Annotated in this window: 13 protein-coding genes; 5 read left to right on the top strand and 8 right to left on the bottom strand. The window is 44.4% G+C overall.

What is annotated here, in order from left to right:
- Positions 1-75: 75 nt before the first annotated feature.
- Both JKP82_RS10360 and JKP82_RS10355 read left to right on the top strand, forming a co-directional pair.
- Positions 76-2,208: an exonuclease domain-containing protein gene (locus tag JKP82_RS10360; RefSeq protein WP_218396918.1), complete on the top strand. Its 2,133-nt coding sequence runs from the start codon at positions 76-78 to the stop codon at positions 2,206-2,208.
- A gap of 287 nt (positions 2,209-2,495) precedes the next feature.
- Positions 2,496-2,726, top strand: a complete 231-nt coding sequence (locus tag JKP82_RS10355) for a TIGR03643 family protein (protein ID WP_309475330.1) — start codon at positions 2,496-2,498, stop codon at positions 2,724-2,726.
- Between the two features lie 4 nt (positions 2,727-2,730).
- Here JKP82_RS10355 and JKP82_RS10350 read toward each other — a convergent pair whose 3' ends face one another.
- The 7 genes from JKP82_RS10350 to JKP82_RS10320 all read right to left on the bottom strand — a co-directional run bounded on the left by JKP82_RS10350 (position 2,731) and on the right by JKP82_RS10320 (position 10,050).
- Positions 2,731-3,174, bottom strand: a complete 444-nt coding sequence (locus JKP82_RS10350; protein ID WP_159534005.1) for a hypothetical protein — start codon at positions 3,172-3,174, stop codon at positions 2,731-2,733.
- A 250-nt stretch (positions 3,175-3,424) separates the two neighbouring features.
- On the bottom strand, positions 3,425-4,363 hold the full coding sequence (locus JKP82_RS10345) for a hypothetical protein (RefSeq protein ID WP_159534003.1): 939 nt from the start codon (positions 4,361-4,363) through the stop codon (positions 3,425-3,427).
- Positions 4,364-4,827: 464 nt separating this feature from the next.
- On the bottom strand, positions 4,828-6,171 hold the full coding sequence (gene accC / locus JKP82_RS10340; protein ID WP_129740410.1) for an acetyl-CoA carboxylase biotin carboxylase subunit: 1,344 nt from the start codon (positions 6,169-6,171) through the stop codon (positions 4,828-4,830).
- A 14-nt stretch (positions 6,172-6,185) separates the two neighbouring features.
- Positions 6,186-6,653 (bottom strand): acetyl-CoA carboxylase biotin carboxyl carrier protein, encoded by a 468-nt coding sequence (gene accB, locus JKP82_RS10335; protein WP_126872091.1) that lies wholly within the window; start codon positions 6,651-6,653, stop codon positions 6,186-6,188.
- Positions 6,654-6,667: 14 nt separating this feature from the next.
- Entirely contained in the window at positions 6,668-7,108 is a 441-nt protein-coding gene (aroQ, locus tag JKP82_RS10330) for a type II 3-dehydroquinate dehydratase (RefSeq protein WP_218396916.1), read from the bottom strand.
- 286 nt (positions 7,109-7,394) lie between these two features.
- Positions 7,395-8,246, bottom strand: coding sequence for a M23 family metallopeptidase (locus tag JKP82_RS10325; RefSeq protein WP_232370707.1), 852 nt, complete (start codon positions 8,244-8,246; stop codon positions 7,395-7,397).
- 49 nt (positions 8,247-8,295) lie between these two features.
- Complete coding sequence (locus JKP82_RS10320; protein WP_258544381.1) at positions 8,296-10,050, bottom strand: protein-disulfide reductase DsbD; 1,755 nt, start codon at positions 10,048-10,050, stop codon at positions 8,296-8,298.
- A gap of 334 nt (positions 10,051-10,384) precedes the next feature.
- Here JKP82_RS10320 and JKP82_RS10315 point away from each other — a divergent pair, with 334 nt between their 5' ends.
- From JKP82_RS10315 to groL, 3 genes are all read left to right on the top strand, one after another.
- Positions 10,385-10,915: an FxsA family protein gene (locus JKP82_RS10315; RefSeq protein ID WP_159533995.1), complete on the top strand. Its 531-nt coding sequence runs from the start codon at positions 10,385-10,387 to the stop codon at positions 10,913-10,915.
- 219 nt (positions 10,916-11,134) lie between these two features.
- Positions 11,135-11,425, top strand: a complete 291-nt coding sequence (locus JKP82_RS10310) for a co-chaperone GroES (protein WP_013786601.1) — start codon at positions 11,135-11,137, stop codon at positions 11,423-11,425.
- Between the two features lie 40 nt (positions 11,426-11,465).
- Positions 11,466-13,106: a chaperonin GroEL gene (gene groL / locus JKP82_RS10305; protein ID WP_159533993.1), complete on the top strand. Its 1,641-nt coding sequence runs from the start codon at positions 11,466-11,468 to the stop codon at positions 13,104-13,106.
- 124 nt (positions 13,107-13,230) lie between these two features.
- Here groL and JKP82_RS10300 read toward each other — a convergent pair whose 3' ends face one another.
- Positions 13,231-15,474 carry a winged helix-turn-helix domain-containing protein gene (locus tag JKP82_RS10300; protein ID WP_218396912.1) on the bottom strand — a complete coding sequence of 748 codons (2,244 nt, stop codon included), beginning with the start codon at positions 15,472-15,474 and terminating at the stop codon, positions 13,231-13,233.
- Positions 15,475-15,593 lie beyond the last annotated feature (119 nt).

Below are 15,593 nucleotides of genomic sequence, written 5' to 3'. Positions count from 1 at the left end.
ATAAAAAGGGAAAAGGTTGAACAATAGGGCTGTATAAATATACACTAATCAAGTATACAATAGTTTGGTTTTATAATGCGAAAAGATTTGCCACTACGATATTACTTAGCCCACTTTTTTGAGTTCTTAGCGTTCTTTAAAGGGGCGAATGCTGCGTTGTTAAGTGATGACGCTAATGGTTTTATAGAAAGCTTTAACCAGCTAGATGCTGATAAACAATGCATCATCGTGCGTGCGGCTAATCGTAAATATGCAGTGATTGATAGGTCGCAGTTTAGTTACGCAGAAATAGCGAACCCTCAACAGCAAATTGATGAGCTGATTGAAGCTAAGTGGTTCGGTGATTTGCACCATGCTTCGCTACAAGATATTGCAGGCGTACTTACTAAAGACGCAATTTTAAGGCTGTTAAGTGAATACGGTGCCACTCAAGGTTTGGCATCATTAACCAAGCCCGTGCTTGTATCGCGTTTAGAAGCATACATTAATCAGCATGGCTGGCCTGAAGGGCTAAATGAGCATACTTACTTAGTGTGTTTGTTTGATGCACCGCTAAAATTTTTATTATTCCTTTATTTTGGTAATACCAAAGGCAGGCTGAATCAGTTCTCTATGCGCGACTTAGGCGTCATGCGTACCCGCGGCGATTCCGTATCAGATGTTACTCGTTTCGACAGTAAAGCAGATGCTGAAGCAGCCTGGTTTTATGCCAGCCAATTAGAAAAGATCCCTTTTCTTTCTTTAGTGCAAGCAAATGCATTAGCTCAAGAGGCGTTCCCCAATAGCGATGGCGTATCAGCCATGTTTTATCGCGATCAGTTTCTTTATGCACTAGCGTTAAAATTACTAGGCGAGCACCGAGAGCAGGCCCTTCTTTTGCTATACCAAGCCCAAAGCGACAAAGCGAAAGAGAAATGGATAAGAGAAAGCTATAAAGACGGCAACACCGATAGTGTTAAAGAAGTACTAGAGCACATTATCGACTCACCACCTTCCGATACGCTGCTGGCCTTTGCTGAAGATTTCTATGCGAGGAAATACCACAAAAAGCGCACCAGTGCGGTGACGGATATGTTAAGAAATGCAAGCCGTACTATTGATATTGATGTTAGCCAAAATCAACAGGTAGAGCGTGGCGTGTTAGCCCATTATAAACGCTTAGGTATTGCCGGTTGGCGCACCGAGAACCGATTATGGCGCAGCTTGTTTGGGCTAACCTTTTGGGCACAGCTATATGAAGAAGATACGCTTGTCACTGAGTTTGATAGACGGCCTCTATCGCTTAAGCAAAACAACTTCTACGCTCGTTTTGACAGCAGTATTGAAGCCTTATTTGAAAGGTTGAATAGCAAAGATAAGTTTCGCCACCACGTTCACAAAATGGCGACAGCCCACTATGGCAAGGTGAATAGCTTATTCATGTGGAGCAGCCATTTGCTTGAACCTATCGATGCACTAATTAAACACGGCGAGCTTAGCGCCATCGTTAACTTGCTTCGAATGATGAGCGAAGATTTTGCCTCTTTAAGCGACGGCTTCCCTGACATCATGATTTTTGATGAAAAGTTACGCTTTGAAGAAGTGAAAGCGCCAGGCGATCAGTTAAGACGCAATCAGTTGGTGTCTATTCAGAGGTTGCAACGTGCAGGGTTTGACGTTGCCGTTACTACGGTAAATTGGCATCGCGACCCTAATCAGCCGTATGTTGTGGTTGATATTGAAACCACTGGGGGCAACAACAGCTACAACCGGATTACTGAAATTGGCATGGTGAAAATTGTTGCGGGCGAGGTGGTCGATACCTATCAAACTTTAATTAATCCGCAGCGACGAATTCCGGCTACCATCACACGTCTTACTGGTATTTCTGATGATATGGTGGCTGATGCTCCATTATTTGTTGAGGTGGCTGAACGTATTGCTAGCTTTACCGACGAGGCGGTATTTGTTGCCCATAACGTTAACTTCGATTATGGCTTCATTAAACAGGAATTTGCACGATTAGAGCTTCCTTTTAAACGACCTAAGCTGTGTACGGTGCGAGAAATGCGTAGGGTAAACCCTGGGCTACCTTCATATTCATTGGCTAACCTTACTCGGCATTTCGACATAAAAATGGAGCAGCATCACCGCGCGCTCTCTGACGCCAAAGCGGCCGCTGCACTGCTTGATATCGTTCTAACAATGTCGGCTGAAACGGTTAAATAAATGTAAGGTTAGGTAAGGTGAACATTTTTTCTATATCGGCGTAGTAGTAGTGTTTAATAACAAGAGCCAGCAGCATGCGATATAGAGAAGAGCAACATACAGAAGAGCAGTACACTGAACAGCGCAACTTCGAAAAAGAACATTCTTTTGAGGGGAATTCGTCAAATGGCTATGTTTCAAAAGGTCATCTTTCAAAAGAGCACTCTTCTAAAGATTATCCATCAGAGCTTTATCCCTTAGCGCGTTGTACTAAAGGGTATCTCACCGAGGTTGAGCAATCGCGCGTCATTGAAATGGCCTGGGAAGATAGAACCCCTTTTGAGGCTATCGAAAATTTGTATGGCTTGCCTGAAAAAGAAGTTATAAAGCTGATGCGTCAGAATTTAAAGCACAAGACATTCAAAAATTGGCGTGCAAGGGTGTCAAGACGCAAAACTAAACACAAAAGTTTACGCCCAGCAGGTGTAGAAAGAGCGTATTGTCCTTCTCAATATAAACCTCAAAGTGCAAATAAGTAATCTGCTATTCCGCGGGTTTCAACGGTTTCACGGTAGTGACAGGCAATAGCAGCATCATAAGTTGCTGGCGCCAAGGCGTGGGGAATAACGGTGTGGTGCGGTCATGCGCAGACATGGTTTCTGAAACTTGTTGCTTATAGGCTTTATAGTCAGGGTTGTTATTTTTCAGACTTTCAATGCGACTTAACACCGAGTCGATAAAGGCAGCGGGGCTACGCTGCGTGTACTGCTTTAAATCTAACACCAATTCACGCACAACATAGGCTTCCCATTCAGAACGATAACCTAGTTCTAGCTTGCTAGGGTCGCGAGAAAGCTCAGCAATTTGTTGGCGTAATTCCACTTCGCTTTCGGGCTTGTCGTAAAGCACGCGCAGGGCAAGCAATACGTCGATAGACAGGCGTGAAACAGGGAGTTGAGATTTTAGTTCTTCGTAACGTTTGGGCACCTTGTAAACCTTTTTACCTAAGTGGTAAAGATTGAAAAACTTTTATTTCTTAGCGTTTGAGTTAGTAAACACTACCATACTTCACTCAGTTTTTTTAGTAAATGGCAGTACGCACAAGCAGTTGTAATCATTAAATAAACGTAACTATTCATCGCTGAACTTTCGCGTGGGGAACCAACGTATTAAAGGGTGCACTGTCAAAGTGCGTACGCGTTCTTGCTGTTTGGCCCATCATTTTGATGGGCCTTTTTTATTGTTGAAATGACACCTTTATACCTGCAAGCAGCCTACTAACGCTGTCTACCACATCGGCACGAATAAACCACTCAGTATCATCAACAAGGGTAATATCACCGCTTAATTCAGCTGAAGCACCGTGCCCGGTACCCAAAAAATCTTCAGTCAGCTCAGCCCTAGGGCCAAAGCCTTCACTTACATAAGAATAGTGAGAAAAATAAGACAAAGGGTAATTTCCCACGCTCGTTTTTCCGCTCAAGCCAATAACAAACTTTGAGCTTGAAGATGACAGCTGCTGAATAGTTTCAACGAACAACGTTTGGGATGGCGTGTATTGAAAGCGATATTCACCCCGAATAAAGTTGTTGTCAGTCATACGCTCGATACTCACTTCGTAGCTATGTGTTTGCCCCATTTTTGCCGAGTATTCTAATTCAACATAATTGAGTTGGTGGAAGCTATCAAACGCGCTGTTGGCGTTGGTATCGTCAAGTTCGCCAATAACCAGTTCTATTTCACTGTCCTCTTGCAAGGCATAAACACTGCGAATGCCTTTAATCCAGCCATCTTTAGATAGCCCTGACGAAGAAACTCGGCCCTTATAAGTGGGGATGATCCCCGCCTCCATTTTTCCATCAGAAAATTCATAGCGTAAATATAAACGCCTAGCGTAAAGGTAATCTGACGTATCACTACCAAAGGTATTATGGCTTGATGCAAAAGATTCTCCGGTAACCACAAAGCTATTTAATGACCACGCATCGTCAGAAGACAGGGAAACAGAAGGGTAATATCGCACTCTATACTGATTTCTATGATCTCGGTCTGAGCGTTCGTCAAAACGAAATTGCATGTCAAGCTTCTGTGAAAAGCTTAAGCGCTCGGCAAAGGCATTGGCGCATACGGAAAATAAGAGAACAACAAATACAGCTGCGTTATCTACCCTTTTCATTTCAGTCGAGTCCAATTCATCAATAAGTTAATTAAGCCTAACCAGCTTATACGAAAAAAAGTGTAACTAGGGTAACTATTTTTGATGGAAAAAAACTGAAAAAAAAGCCGGTGAAAGGCACCGGCTAAAAACTGGAGGTGGACTCCAATGAGGGTAAACACATAAAACACAACTAAAGTTTCAATAGCAGGGAGGGCTAGGAAACTGATGGGGATTATATGCCCACCCCCTTCATTTGAAAAACCTTAAAATTTGATTGTTTTAATCGCAAAAACTGAATGAACTATGTGAACTTTTAATCGCTTAAGCATGGGCAGTAAACCGCATCGCAAAACGGTACAGATAGTAGCGAATAATTTAAGTAGCTTGGAAATATGTTGTAGAAAAAGAAGGGATGTAACAGAAGTAAAAAAGAGAAGATAAAATCAGTGCCGTGCAAAACACGGCACCAAATTTTTATGCTGTTAGGCTATGCCTAATTTCTTCTCAAGGTAGTGAATATTTGTTCCACCAGCAAAGAAGTTTTCATCAGCCATAATAGCGCGCTGTAAAGGAATGTTAGTTTTTATTCCTTCAATAACTAACTCATCTAATGCATGGCGCATTCTGGCAATGGCTTCGTCACGACTTTCACCGAAGGTAATTAACTTACCAATCATGGAGTCGTAGAAAGGCGGCACCGTGTAGCCAGCATAAATGTGAGATTCCCAACGAATACCTAAGCCACCAGGTGAATGGAAAATATCAATCGTACCCGGGCTTGGGATAAAGGTTTTAGGATCTTCTGCGTTAATTCGACATTCAATAGCATGGCCACGAATTTGAATTTGCGATTGGTCGATAGACAGAGGCTGACCAGCTGCTATGCGAAGTTGCTCTTTGATTAAGTCAACGCCGGTAATCATTTCAGATACTGGGTGTTCAACCTGAATACGGGTATTCATTTCAATGAAATAGAACTCACCGTTTTCGTATAAGAACTCGAACGTACCAGCGCCGCGATAACCAATTTCGACACAAGCACGACGACAACGATCGCCAATCTTGTTACGCATTTGCTCAGAAATACCTGGTGCAGGTGCTTCTTCTACCACTTTTTGGTGGCGGCGCTGCATAGAACAGTCACGCTCGCCTAAGTGAATAGCATTGCCTTGGCCATCGGCTAAAATTTGAATTTCCACATGACGTGGATTTTCTAAGAATTTCTCCATGTACACGGTGGCGTTACCAAAAGCCGCGCCCGCTTCAGCTTGCGTAGTTTCAATAGCACTAATGAGTTCCGCTTCACTGCGAACCACACGCATACCACGACCACCGCCGCCGCCAGCTGCTTTAACAATAATTGGATAGCCAATGCGTTTAGCAATGGTTTTATTCTTATCATTGTCGCCAGTAAGCGGGCCATCTGAGCCAGGTACACATGGAACGCCAGCTTTCTTCATAGCACTAATTGCTGACACTTTATCACCCATCAGGTTAATGGTGTCTGCCGTTGGGCCAATGAAGATAAAGCCACTTTTTTCAACTGCTTCAGCAAAGTCGGCGTTTTCTGCTAAAAAGCCGTACCCTGGGTGAATAGCAATAGAGTTTGTGACTTCTGCCGCCGCAATAATGCGAGGAATATTCAAGTAGCTTTCGGTCGCTGAGGCTTTACCGATACAAATCGACTCGTCTGCCAGCAACACGTGCTTTAAGTTTTTGTCCGCCGTGGAGTGTACCGCAACGGTTTTGATGCCAAGTTCTTTACAGGCACGCAAAATACGAAGGGCAATTTCACCACGGTTTGCAATGAGTACTTTATCTAGCATAGTACGAAGCCTGCTTATTCAATGATGAACATGGGTTGATCAAACTCTACTGGGTCTTGGTTATCTACCAGTATTGCTTTAACCACACCAGATTTGTCTGATTCAATTTGGTTCATCATCTTCATTGCTTCAATAATACAAAGTGTGTCGCCAGCATTTACCGTTTGACCCACTTCAGCAAACGGTTTTGCTGTAGGTGAAGATGCGCGATAGAAGGTTCCTACCATCGGAGACTTAACCACATGGCCTTCTGGCGCTGCAGGTGCCGCTGCTTGCGCAGGTTCAGCCGCCGCAACAGGCGCTGCTGGAGCCGGAGCTGGTGCCGCATGAGCCGGTGCAGCAAAGCTATAGTTCATTGGCGCTTGAACACCAGTTGGGCCGCGATGAATTCGAACAGACTCTTCGCCTTCAGTGATCTCAAGTTCGGCAATGCCAGACTCTTCCACTAATTCGATGAGTTTTTTGATTTTTCTAATATCCATGTTCAGTCTCTACGTTAATTTTTTGATTGCGGTAAATTGATGGCGGCGGTCAGTGCTAGTGAATAACCTATGGTACCAAGGCCAACAATGACGCCTGCCGCAACATCTGAGAAATATGAGTGATGTCGAAATGATTCACGGGCATGAACATTCGACAGGTGAACTTCAATAAACGGGATATTGACACTCAATAAGGCGTCGCGAAGTGCAACGCTGGTATGAGTGAAAGCAGCGGGATTAATAATGATTGCGTCGATATTACCCATGGATTGATGAATACGGTCGATAAGGGCATGTTCTGCGTTCGACTGAAAATGGGTAAGGGTGGCATCAGACGATTGTGCCTGCGCGCTCAGATCATCAACGATGTCCTGTAACGTTTGTGTGCCATACTTATCGGGTTCACGTTGTCCTAACATATTTAAGTTAGGGCCGTTCAGTAACAAAATATTCATTAAAGTTGCTGCTATCTTCGGGAAAAAGTCAGTGTATTTGCTATTTCAGCAAACTTTCATGACAGTTGCACGAAAAAAAGACAATTAATCCGGTCGTTTATTCATTTAAACGTTGATTATAGAGATAGTGAAAGATTTCGCAGCAAAATACTGGTCTAATCAGGTGTTTTCGACGCAAAGTTCTCTTTCCAGTCTATGCGTTATCACAGGTGTGTGGCGGTGCATAAGGAAGTGCTTATGTAGTTCTTATGTGATGTTTATGTGCTGATTATGTAAATAGTGGAGTTCATTCGGGTTCATTTTTTAGCGTAAAAGGCACCGACATGTACCTTCCTTCGTACTTCGCCCTGTATACGGCGAAGTGCAAATGGGGCAGTGATGAAAACCCTGTATTACCAGAATAACCAATGAGCTCTCCGGCTATTACCTTTTGCTCTCGTGTTACCACCACACCCTTATATTTCAAATGATAATATTCGCCTGTGGTGCCATCGTCGTGCAAAATTGCAACAAAATTCGCGTGCTTAGCAAACTGTTTGGAAGCGCCGCCTAATTGGCCATCATCTTTCGTATCGATGACCACACCATCGCGAGCCGCGAGCACGGGTGTACCCACGGGGGCAGCAAAATCTAAAGCATAGCGAGAGGCACCTGTATGGCTATAGCCCCCACCAAAGCCTTGCACTATGGGGTAGTTACCTGCGGGGCGTAGCGGCGGCAAATAAGTCACGTTGTCATTATGCACCGCGTTCAGCTTTCCTGAGGTCCAGCTTACTTTCATTGAATGCCAAAACCGTCGAGGGCTTTTTATTACCCCCATTAAAACGGGAGTGTCATCGTTTAAAAATACGTTGGATGTTGACTTGGGAGGAAGCCCACTGGGTGGTAAAGTAGACGTAAGCCCACTGGCTGATAGCGTAAGCACAAGGGGAAGTGGTACTTTTCGCTGAGCATAGACTTCATACTTCCCATTCGTTGGCGCTAAAATACTGATACAAAATCGATTAGCATCGTAGCAACTGGGCGCTTGGGTAGACAGGTTTTGGTTTACGACCTCTTGCGCCAATAGCGTTTTTAGTGGCACACACAAGGTAAAAACAAAAAATAGTGTGAGTGAAAACTGAGACATTAGGGGCATAGCTCACCCTTGCATTACGGTGAAGTGTAGTCACTCACCCATCATAACGTTAAAACGTATTCTCAACATGTTCAGCAAAGGCCGGCGCTTTCATAAATCCGGTTACCCGAGACTGCGTTAGCTCATTACCGCTTTCATCGAAAAACAAAATGGTCGGCAGCCCAAGAATAGAAAACTCCTCTAGAAAAGCTGTGTTGGTGGCAGAGGTATCGGTTAAATCTATCTGCATCCACACGGTATTATTAAGCGCATTAATGACATTAGGAGCAGAGAAGGTGTATTTTTCAAACTCTTTACAAGCCACACACCAATCGGCGTACAAATCCACCATCACCGTTTTGCCTTGTGAATTAGCCGCCGCAATTTGTTGGCGTAAATCATCTAAGTTTTTAACAACGATAAACGTTGGGTGAGCAAGCTGACTATGCTGCGTGGCAGTGTCTTCAGATGAAGTCAGAGTGTTATACGCTAGCAGCGCACTGGCGAACAAGCCTGCCGCAATAACTAACGTTCGCACGTATTTCGCAATGCCTTTTTTACTCGCTTCGTTTACTACAAAATAATAGCCAAATGCCCCTAAACCAAGGGTTGCCCACAGCAGGTTAATGTAATCGCTAGGCCATGCTTTTGGCCATAAACGCTCTACAAAAACAATGGCCACCGACAGCATCATAAACCCAAACGATACTTTTACCACGTTCATCCACTGACCCGCTTTAGGTAGCAATTTAGAACCGGTGATCCCAAATATTATAAGGGGAACGCCCATGCCAATGCTCAATATATATAGGGAAACAAAACCAAGGGTTAAGTCGCCGCTTTGTGCAATAAACAATAAAATGCCGGTTAACGGCGCCGTAGTACACGGTGAGGCGATTAGCCCCGACAATGCTCCCATGGCGAATACCCCCGCCATGCTGCCAGGCGTTTGGTTATTACTTAAATTGGTTAAGCGGGTTTGCCATTTCGCAGGAAGTTGAAGCTCGTATCTGCCAAACATGGCTAAGGCCAGCAAAACAAAAATACCAATAAAAATACCCAGAATGAGCGGATGTTGAAGTGCCGCCTGAAACTGCATACCCGCCGACGCCACTATTAACCCTAATATCGAATAGGTAATGGCCATGCCTTGTACATAAATGAACGTTAACCAAAATGCGTGGCTGGCTTTGGCCTGTTTACCTTGACCAATCACAATACCCGACACAATGGGGTACATAGGGAACACGCAGGGGGTAAAGGCAAGGCCTATCCCTAATGCAAAGAATAGCACCAAGGTAAGGGCTAGGTTTTCTTTGTTGATGAGCTTATCGGCCAGAGAATATTGAGACGCTTGCGAGCTACTCGGGTTGGTTTGCGAGAGACTCTGTTCGTCTGTCGACGCGGTGTCAGTGCCGTTCTTTGAGGCTCCGCTGTTCATGGCGCTGGCAAGGGCATTCAAATAGACGGTTTTAATATTCGGTGCGTAACAAAGGCCCGCATCGGCGCAGCCTTGGTAGCGTATTTTTACTATACCGTCGTTGGTGGCTTGAATAATAGGAACAGTTAACGTGACTTCATCATAAAATACTTCCGATTCGCCAAAGTATTCATCTTCAATGATAACGCCTTTAGGATAATGAGGTTCACCAATGGCGGCGTGCTTTGCCACTAACTTGAATTGCTTTTTATAAAGGTAATAGCCATCTGCGATGGTAAAGGAAAGGCTTAAGGTGTCGTCTGTCTGATTGAAGTCGAATACAAAGGCTTGGTCTACTTTTAGGAATTCTTCTTGGTTGCTGAACACATCGTCGAACCCACCCATGATCTGACTTGATGGCTGATCTGAGGATTGAGTCGAAGTTTGCGCATTAGTTTGCGTATAGCCAGGCAGCGCAAGCGATGCTACAAATAGACAAAATGCGACAAAAGAAAACAAACGGGTGATGTACTTCATATAACGACTTTCTTTATCCTAAAGCTATTGGCCTATAAAAAAGTAAGACCGAGGTGCATACGCTATTCTTTCACAAACCCAGTTTAACACAGCTACCGTCGGTCGCTTGAGTTTGCCACTTAACCCAAAGCGTTGCACCTTCGCTTGTTATTATGGTGTTTACCCCAATACTATTCTATGACTAGATGAAAGAGGAAATGTTGTGCGGTTTTTATTTTTATTGTTTGCCATATTACCCATAGTAGAGATTGCCCTATTAGTTCAAGTGGGCGGCATAATTGGTGGCTGGAATACTATTGGGCTAGTGATATTAACGGCATTCATTGGTGCTTATTTTGTTAAGCGCGAAGGTATAGCAACATTACAAACCGCACAGGCTAAAATGCAGCGTAATGAACTGCCAGGCAAAGAGATGGTAGAAGGCCTAATGCTGGTAGTTGCAGGTATTTTATTGGTTACCCCAGGCCTAATCACTGACGTTCTTGGCTTTATGTTTGCCTTGCCAGGCTCACGCCACCTTATTGCTTCGCAGCTAAGTAAACACATGAAACTACGGGTAGTGACCCAAGCGGGCGGGTTTAACCAACAAACTGGCGGCGGCCAGTACAACCCGTTTGAAAACCCATTCAATCAGCAACAGTCTGGTCAGTCGGGCAGCTCAGATAATGGCGATGTGTTTGAAGGTGAATTTTCAGACAAAACCCAAAATGATACAGATAGACGCCTGAAGTAGTGTGTGCTTTTGGCCTTAAGTGCAGGCTTTGAGCATTAAAATCACTTTTTTTACATTTTTTTGCTCAAAAACCCTTGAACTTACATGGCTACTCCCCCATTTATCCTCGCAGACACGATTTTAACTGCTCGGTAACGAGCAACCCAAGCATACGACATGCAAATAATTGTGTGTCGACAATCATTAACTTGAATAGTGAAATTTTCAGGAGACTTGAAAATGGCAATTCGTCCTTTACACGACCGCGTAATCCTTAAACGCGCAGAGCAAGAAAGCAAATCTGCAGGCGGTATCGTTCTGACTGGTTCAGCAGCAGAAAAATCTACACGTGGCGAGATTATCGCTGTAGGTAACGGCCGCATCCTAGAAAATGGCGATGTTAAAGCGCTAGACGTTAAAGTTGGCGACACCGTTATTTTTAGCGAAGGCTACGGCGTTAAAACTGAAAAGCTGGATGGTGAAGAAGTTCTGATCCTAAGCGAAAGCGACATTCTTGCGATTGTTGAGTAATGACAACTAACGTTAAACGAATTAAGAGAGGAATTTAATCATGGCAGCTAAAGAAGTACGTTTTGGTAACGACGCTCGTACAAAAATGCTTAAAGGCGTTAATACGCTAGCAAACGCAGTAAAAGTTACACTAGGTCCTAAAGGCCGTAACGTAGTGCTAGATAAGTCTTTCGGCGCTCCTACCATCACTAAAGATGGTGTATCTGTAGCGAAAGAAATCGAACTTGAAGACAAGTTTGAGAACATGGGCGCACAGATGGTGAAAGAAGTTGCGTCTAAAGCGAATGACGAAGCGGGTGACGGTACTACTACTGCTACCGTGCTTGCACAAGCTATCGTAACTGAAGGTCACAAGTCTGTTGCTGCAGGCATGAACCCAATGGATCTTAAGCGCGGTATCGACAAAGCAGTTATTGCTGCGGTTGAAGAGCTTAAAGCACTATCTACTGATTGTGCCGACAGCAAGTCAATTGCTCAGGTTGGTACTATCTCTGCAAACTCTGATTCAGAAGTGGGCGACATCATTGCTCAAGCAATGGAAAAAGTAGGTAAAGAAGGCGTAATTACCGTTGAAGAAGGTCAAGCACTTCAAAACGAACTTGACGTTGTTGAAGGTATGCAGTTCGACCGCGGTTACCTATCTCCTTACTTCATTAACAACCAAGAGAACGGCACTGTTGAACTAGACAGCCCTTTCATCCTATTGGTTGATAAGAAAATTTCTAACATCCGTGAGTTGCTTCCTACCCTTGAAGGCGTAGCAAAAGCGGGTAAGCCACTGATGATTATTGCTGAAGATGTTGAAGGCGAAGCCTTAGCTACACTAGTAGTAAACAACATGCGCGGTATTGTTAAAGTAGCTGCTGTTAAAGCACCTGGCTTTGGCGACCGTCGTAAAGCAATGCTACAAGACATCGCTATTCTTACTGGTGGTACGGTTATCTCTGAAGAGATTGGTCTAGACCTTGAAAAAGTTGAGCTAGAAGACCTTGGTACTGCTAAGCGCGTTGTTATCAACAAAGACAATACTACTATTGTTGATGGTAACGGCGACGAAGAAGCGATTGAAGGCCGTTGTGCTCAAATTAAAGGTCAAATTGAAGACTCTTCTTCAGACTACGACAAAGAAAAGCTTCAAGAGCGTTTAGCTAAGCTTTCTGGCGGTGTTGCAGTAATTAAAGTTGGTGCAGCTACCGAAGTAGAAATGAAAGAGAAGAAAGACCGCGTTGAAGATGCACTTCATGCAACTCGCGCCGCGGTTGAAGAAGGCGTAGTACCTGGTGGTGGTGTTGCTCTAGTTCGCGCAGCAGCTAAGCTTGCTAGCCTAACTGGCGAAAACGAAGACCAAACAGTAGGTATTAAGCTTGCACTACGTGCAATGGAAGCGCCTCTACGTCAAATCGCTAGCAACGCCGGTGCAGAAGCATCTGTTGTCGTTAACGAAGTGAAAAATGGCGACGGTAACTACGGTTACAATGCGGGTAACGACACGTACGGCGACATGCTAGAGATGGGTATTCTTGACCCAACTAAAGTAACGCGCTCTGCACTACAGTTCGCAGCATCAATCGCTTCACTTATGATCACAACTGAAGCCATGATTGCAGATATACCTCAAGACGAAGCAGCGCCTGCAATGCCTGATATGGGCGGCATGGGCGGAATGGGCGGCATGATGTAAGCCACCCAAGCTTAATTGCTTGAAGGGTGCTTGTTTAAGCACCTAGATATAAAAGAAACCCTCCATTTCGGAGGGTTTCTTGTTTATACGCAAAATAAAGCGAGTTAATTACTAACCCACCCACTTACTCTATTGATAACTCTACCACGTCTTTTCTTGCTGCCACTCTAAGTGTTATTAGTATGGCATTGTCGTTTACATCGGTAATGTAATCTACGGTTTCGGGTAATTGTCCAAGTAATTCGACCGTGCCGTTTTCTAACATGTATTTCCACAGCTGATAGTGGTCATTAATGCCGTAAACAACATCGTTTTTAACAATGAAATTTTGATGGCTACCTTGAGTTGTTAGTTTGGGTATGAGTTCGTTTTCAATCGCACCGGATATCCACAACTTGTCCGCATTGTCTTTATAAATCAGTTCACCGGTCACCGTTTTTGCTGCCCACGTGACATCGTGATGGGTTAAAACACGAAATTCGCTGTTGGTGAGGTTCAGCTCTACCAAGGTATTTACACCTTTATAAAGTATGTTGGCCACTGCCGTTTTATTTTGGCTGTCCCAGTGAAATAAACTTCTCACGGGGTAATTAAGTGAAATGGCTTCTTCTTCGCTATTTAAGTAAAGGCGAGTTAGCTGGGATGATGCATTCACCAGTAAGCTTTGGCCGTCTGCGGCCCATAGTATATTTCGCACATAGGTATTGGTAGGAAACTGGCTGCGCTGTTTTGTGTAATTACTGTCAGCTGCACTGTGGGGGAAGTCATTCTGTGAACCGGCAGCGCCTTGCGGTATGGTGGTAGTCCATACCTGAGACGTGCCATCGCCCTCAGAAAAGTAAGCAATAAGGTTTCCATCGGGTTGGTACTTTGCCCTATTTTCTTCCTGCATAGAGCGCACCACGGTCTCATAATTAACAGGGGGTAACACATCAGGTTGCTGCGCAACTATTTGAGGTACATGCGCTGAGTGAGAAAATTGTGATAGCGGCACAGAAACAATATCGCTGTCGTAATGCCCTTTAATGGCAAGCATTTTTTTACCGTTGGGGTGAAACAAAGGCGTGCCTATGGCGTCGGTAAGCGGCATGCTTATGGGGCTAATATCACCATCGAACGATACCGTGAAAAGTTGCTTACCTGTGCTAAATATTAAGTGCCCGTCTATGGGTGAAAAGTTCGGGTAAATTGCGCCATACTGCGGGATCACACCGTTAAAATTAATCGGATTGCTGGACAGTAACGTTCCCTCTGGCGCAAGTTTTTCAACATGAAGTACACCACTTTCGTGTACGGCGGTAAGGGCAATCAAGTTGTGGCTTTTTGAGAAGTCGTAAGACACTACGCTGCCGTTATTAACCTCATAAAGTAATGTGCTTTTGTCGGCGCTCACGGAATAGCGAATGAGTTTCCAGCGCCCCTGGTCCTTCTGCAAAAGCGCAATGTCATTTGCACTCATCCAAGTAGGGCTTTTAATTTCAGTATGCTTACACTCCATTAAGGTGGTCGGTGTTTGTGGCGATAGCAATGCTTGCTCAAAATCGACTTGTTGTAATAGGAAGCACTTTTTCTGCTGGGCGGGCGCTGAGCAGTTGTTCTGTTTTACAACGGTGAGTGAAGCGCCATCTTCAGAAAATGCGAGGTTGCCGTAAGTACCTAGCTCGCGTGTCAGTTGGTACTCTTGTTGGGTCTCGATGTTTTTTGCCCATAAATGACTCTTGCACATAACTTCGGGGAAACGCTGAAATACGATGAATTTTCCGTCGGGCGAATAGGTACTCGCTAGCTCTCGGTTATCGGTTGATGTTAGTAAACGAATATCGATAATTCGCATCGCGTTAGCTGGCGAGGGAGTAGGTACAGAGGAAGGCCATAGCATACGAGTGATACTAATCAGCAGCGTAATAACCAGCGCAATAAATAGACTTAAAGTGAAGATCTGCTTTTTATTAAATCCCGCCTTTATTGTTTTATTGTCTTCGGGCATCGCGTAAAGGTGGGTAGGGCTTTTATCCAATGCATCATTGTCACCAACATTCCCTTTTTGCTGATCTTCCCAGAGAATAGCAGCCTCTAAACTGTAGCCCTTTTTAGCATGGGTTTTAATTAGCCCCTGTGCCTTACCATCATCGCCTAAGGCTTTTCTTAACTGCGCAATACAACGCTGTAGGGTGTTGGGCGATACCACTGTGTCTTTCCATACCTGATTCAGCAGCTCTTCTTGACTTACAACTTCGCCTTGGCGCTTAGCAAGGTAGGTTAAAACGGTGAGGGCTTTAGGTGGCAATGTTTGGGTATGCGCATTATGCGTTATTTGGTTTCTTGCCTCGTCAACGAAAAAGCCGCCAATCCAGTATTGTTTGGTCATACACCCTTTAGCCCATAAAGATATAAGTGACAGGCTGGTTAGCGCCTGATTAATCTATATTACCGTACCACTATAAATCATTGATAAGAATAAGGTGTTTCAAGAACACGCAGAAATCA

The sequence above is a fragment of the Alteromonas lipotrueae genome (assembly GCF_019249215.1).
GTDB lineage: Bacteria > Pseudomonadota > Gammaproteobacteria > Enterobacterales > Alteromonadaceae > Alteromonas > Alteromonas lipotrueae.
This window is presented reverse-complemented; position numbering and strand designations above follow the sequence as displayed.

Coding starts and splice junctions, on each gene's coding strand:
- JKP82_RS10310 (WP_013786601.1), top strand. CDS start 11,135: ATGGCAATTCGTCCTTTACACGACCGCGTAATCCTTAAACGCGCAGAG.
- JKP82_RS10300 (WP_218396912.1), bottom strand. CDS start 15,474: ATGACCAAACAATACTGGATTGGCGGCTTTTTCGTTGACGAGGCAAGA.
- accB (WP_126872091.1), bottom strand. CDS start 6,653: ATGGATATTAGAAAAATCAAAAAACTCATCGAATTAGTGGAAGAGTCT.
- JKP82_RS10360 (WP_218396918.1), top strand. CDS start 76: ATGCGAAAAGATTTGCCACTACGATATTACTTAGCCCACTTTTTTGAG.
- JKP82_RS10345 (WP_159534003.1), bottom strand. CDS start 4,363: ATGAAAAGGGTAGATAACGCAGCTGTATTTGTTGTTCTCTTATTTTCC.
- aroQ (WP_218396916.1), bottom strand. CDS start 7,108: ATGAATATTTTGTTACTGAACGGCCCTAACTTAAATATGTTAGGACAA.
- JKP82_RS10320 (WP_258544381.1), bottom strand. CDS start 10,050: ATGGGTGGGTTCGACGATGTGTTCAGCAACCAAGAAGAATTCCTAAAA.
- accC (WP_129740410.1), bottom strand. CDS start 6,171: ATGCTAGATAAAGTACTCATTGCAAACCGTGGTGAAATTGCCCTTCGT.
- groL (WP_159533993.1), top strand. CDS start 11,466: ATGGCAGCTAAAGAAGTACGTTTTGGTAACGACGCTCGTACAAAAATG.
- JKP82_RS10325 (WP_232370707.1), bottom strand. CDS start 8,246: ATGCCCCTAATGTCTCAGTTTTCACTCACACTATTTTTTGTTTTTACC.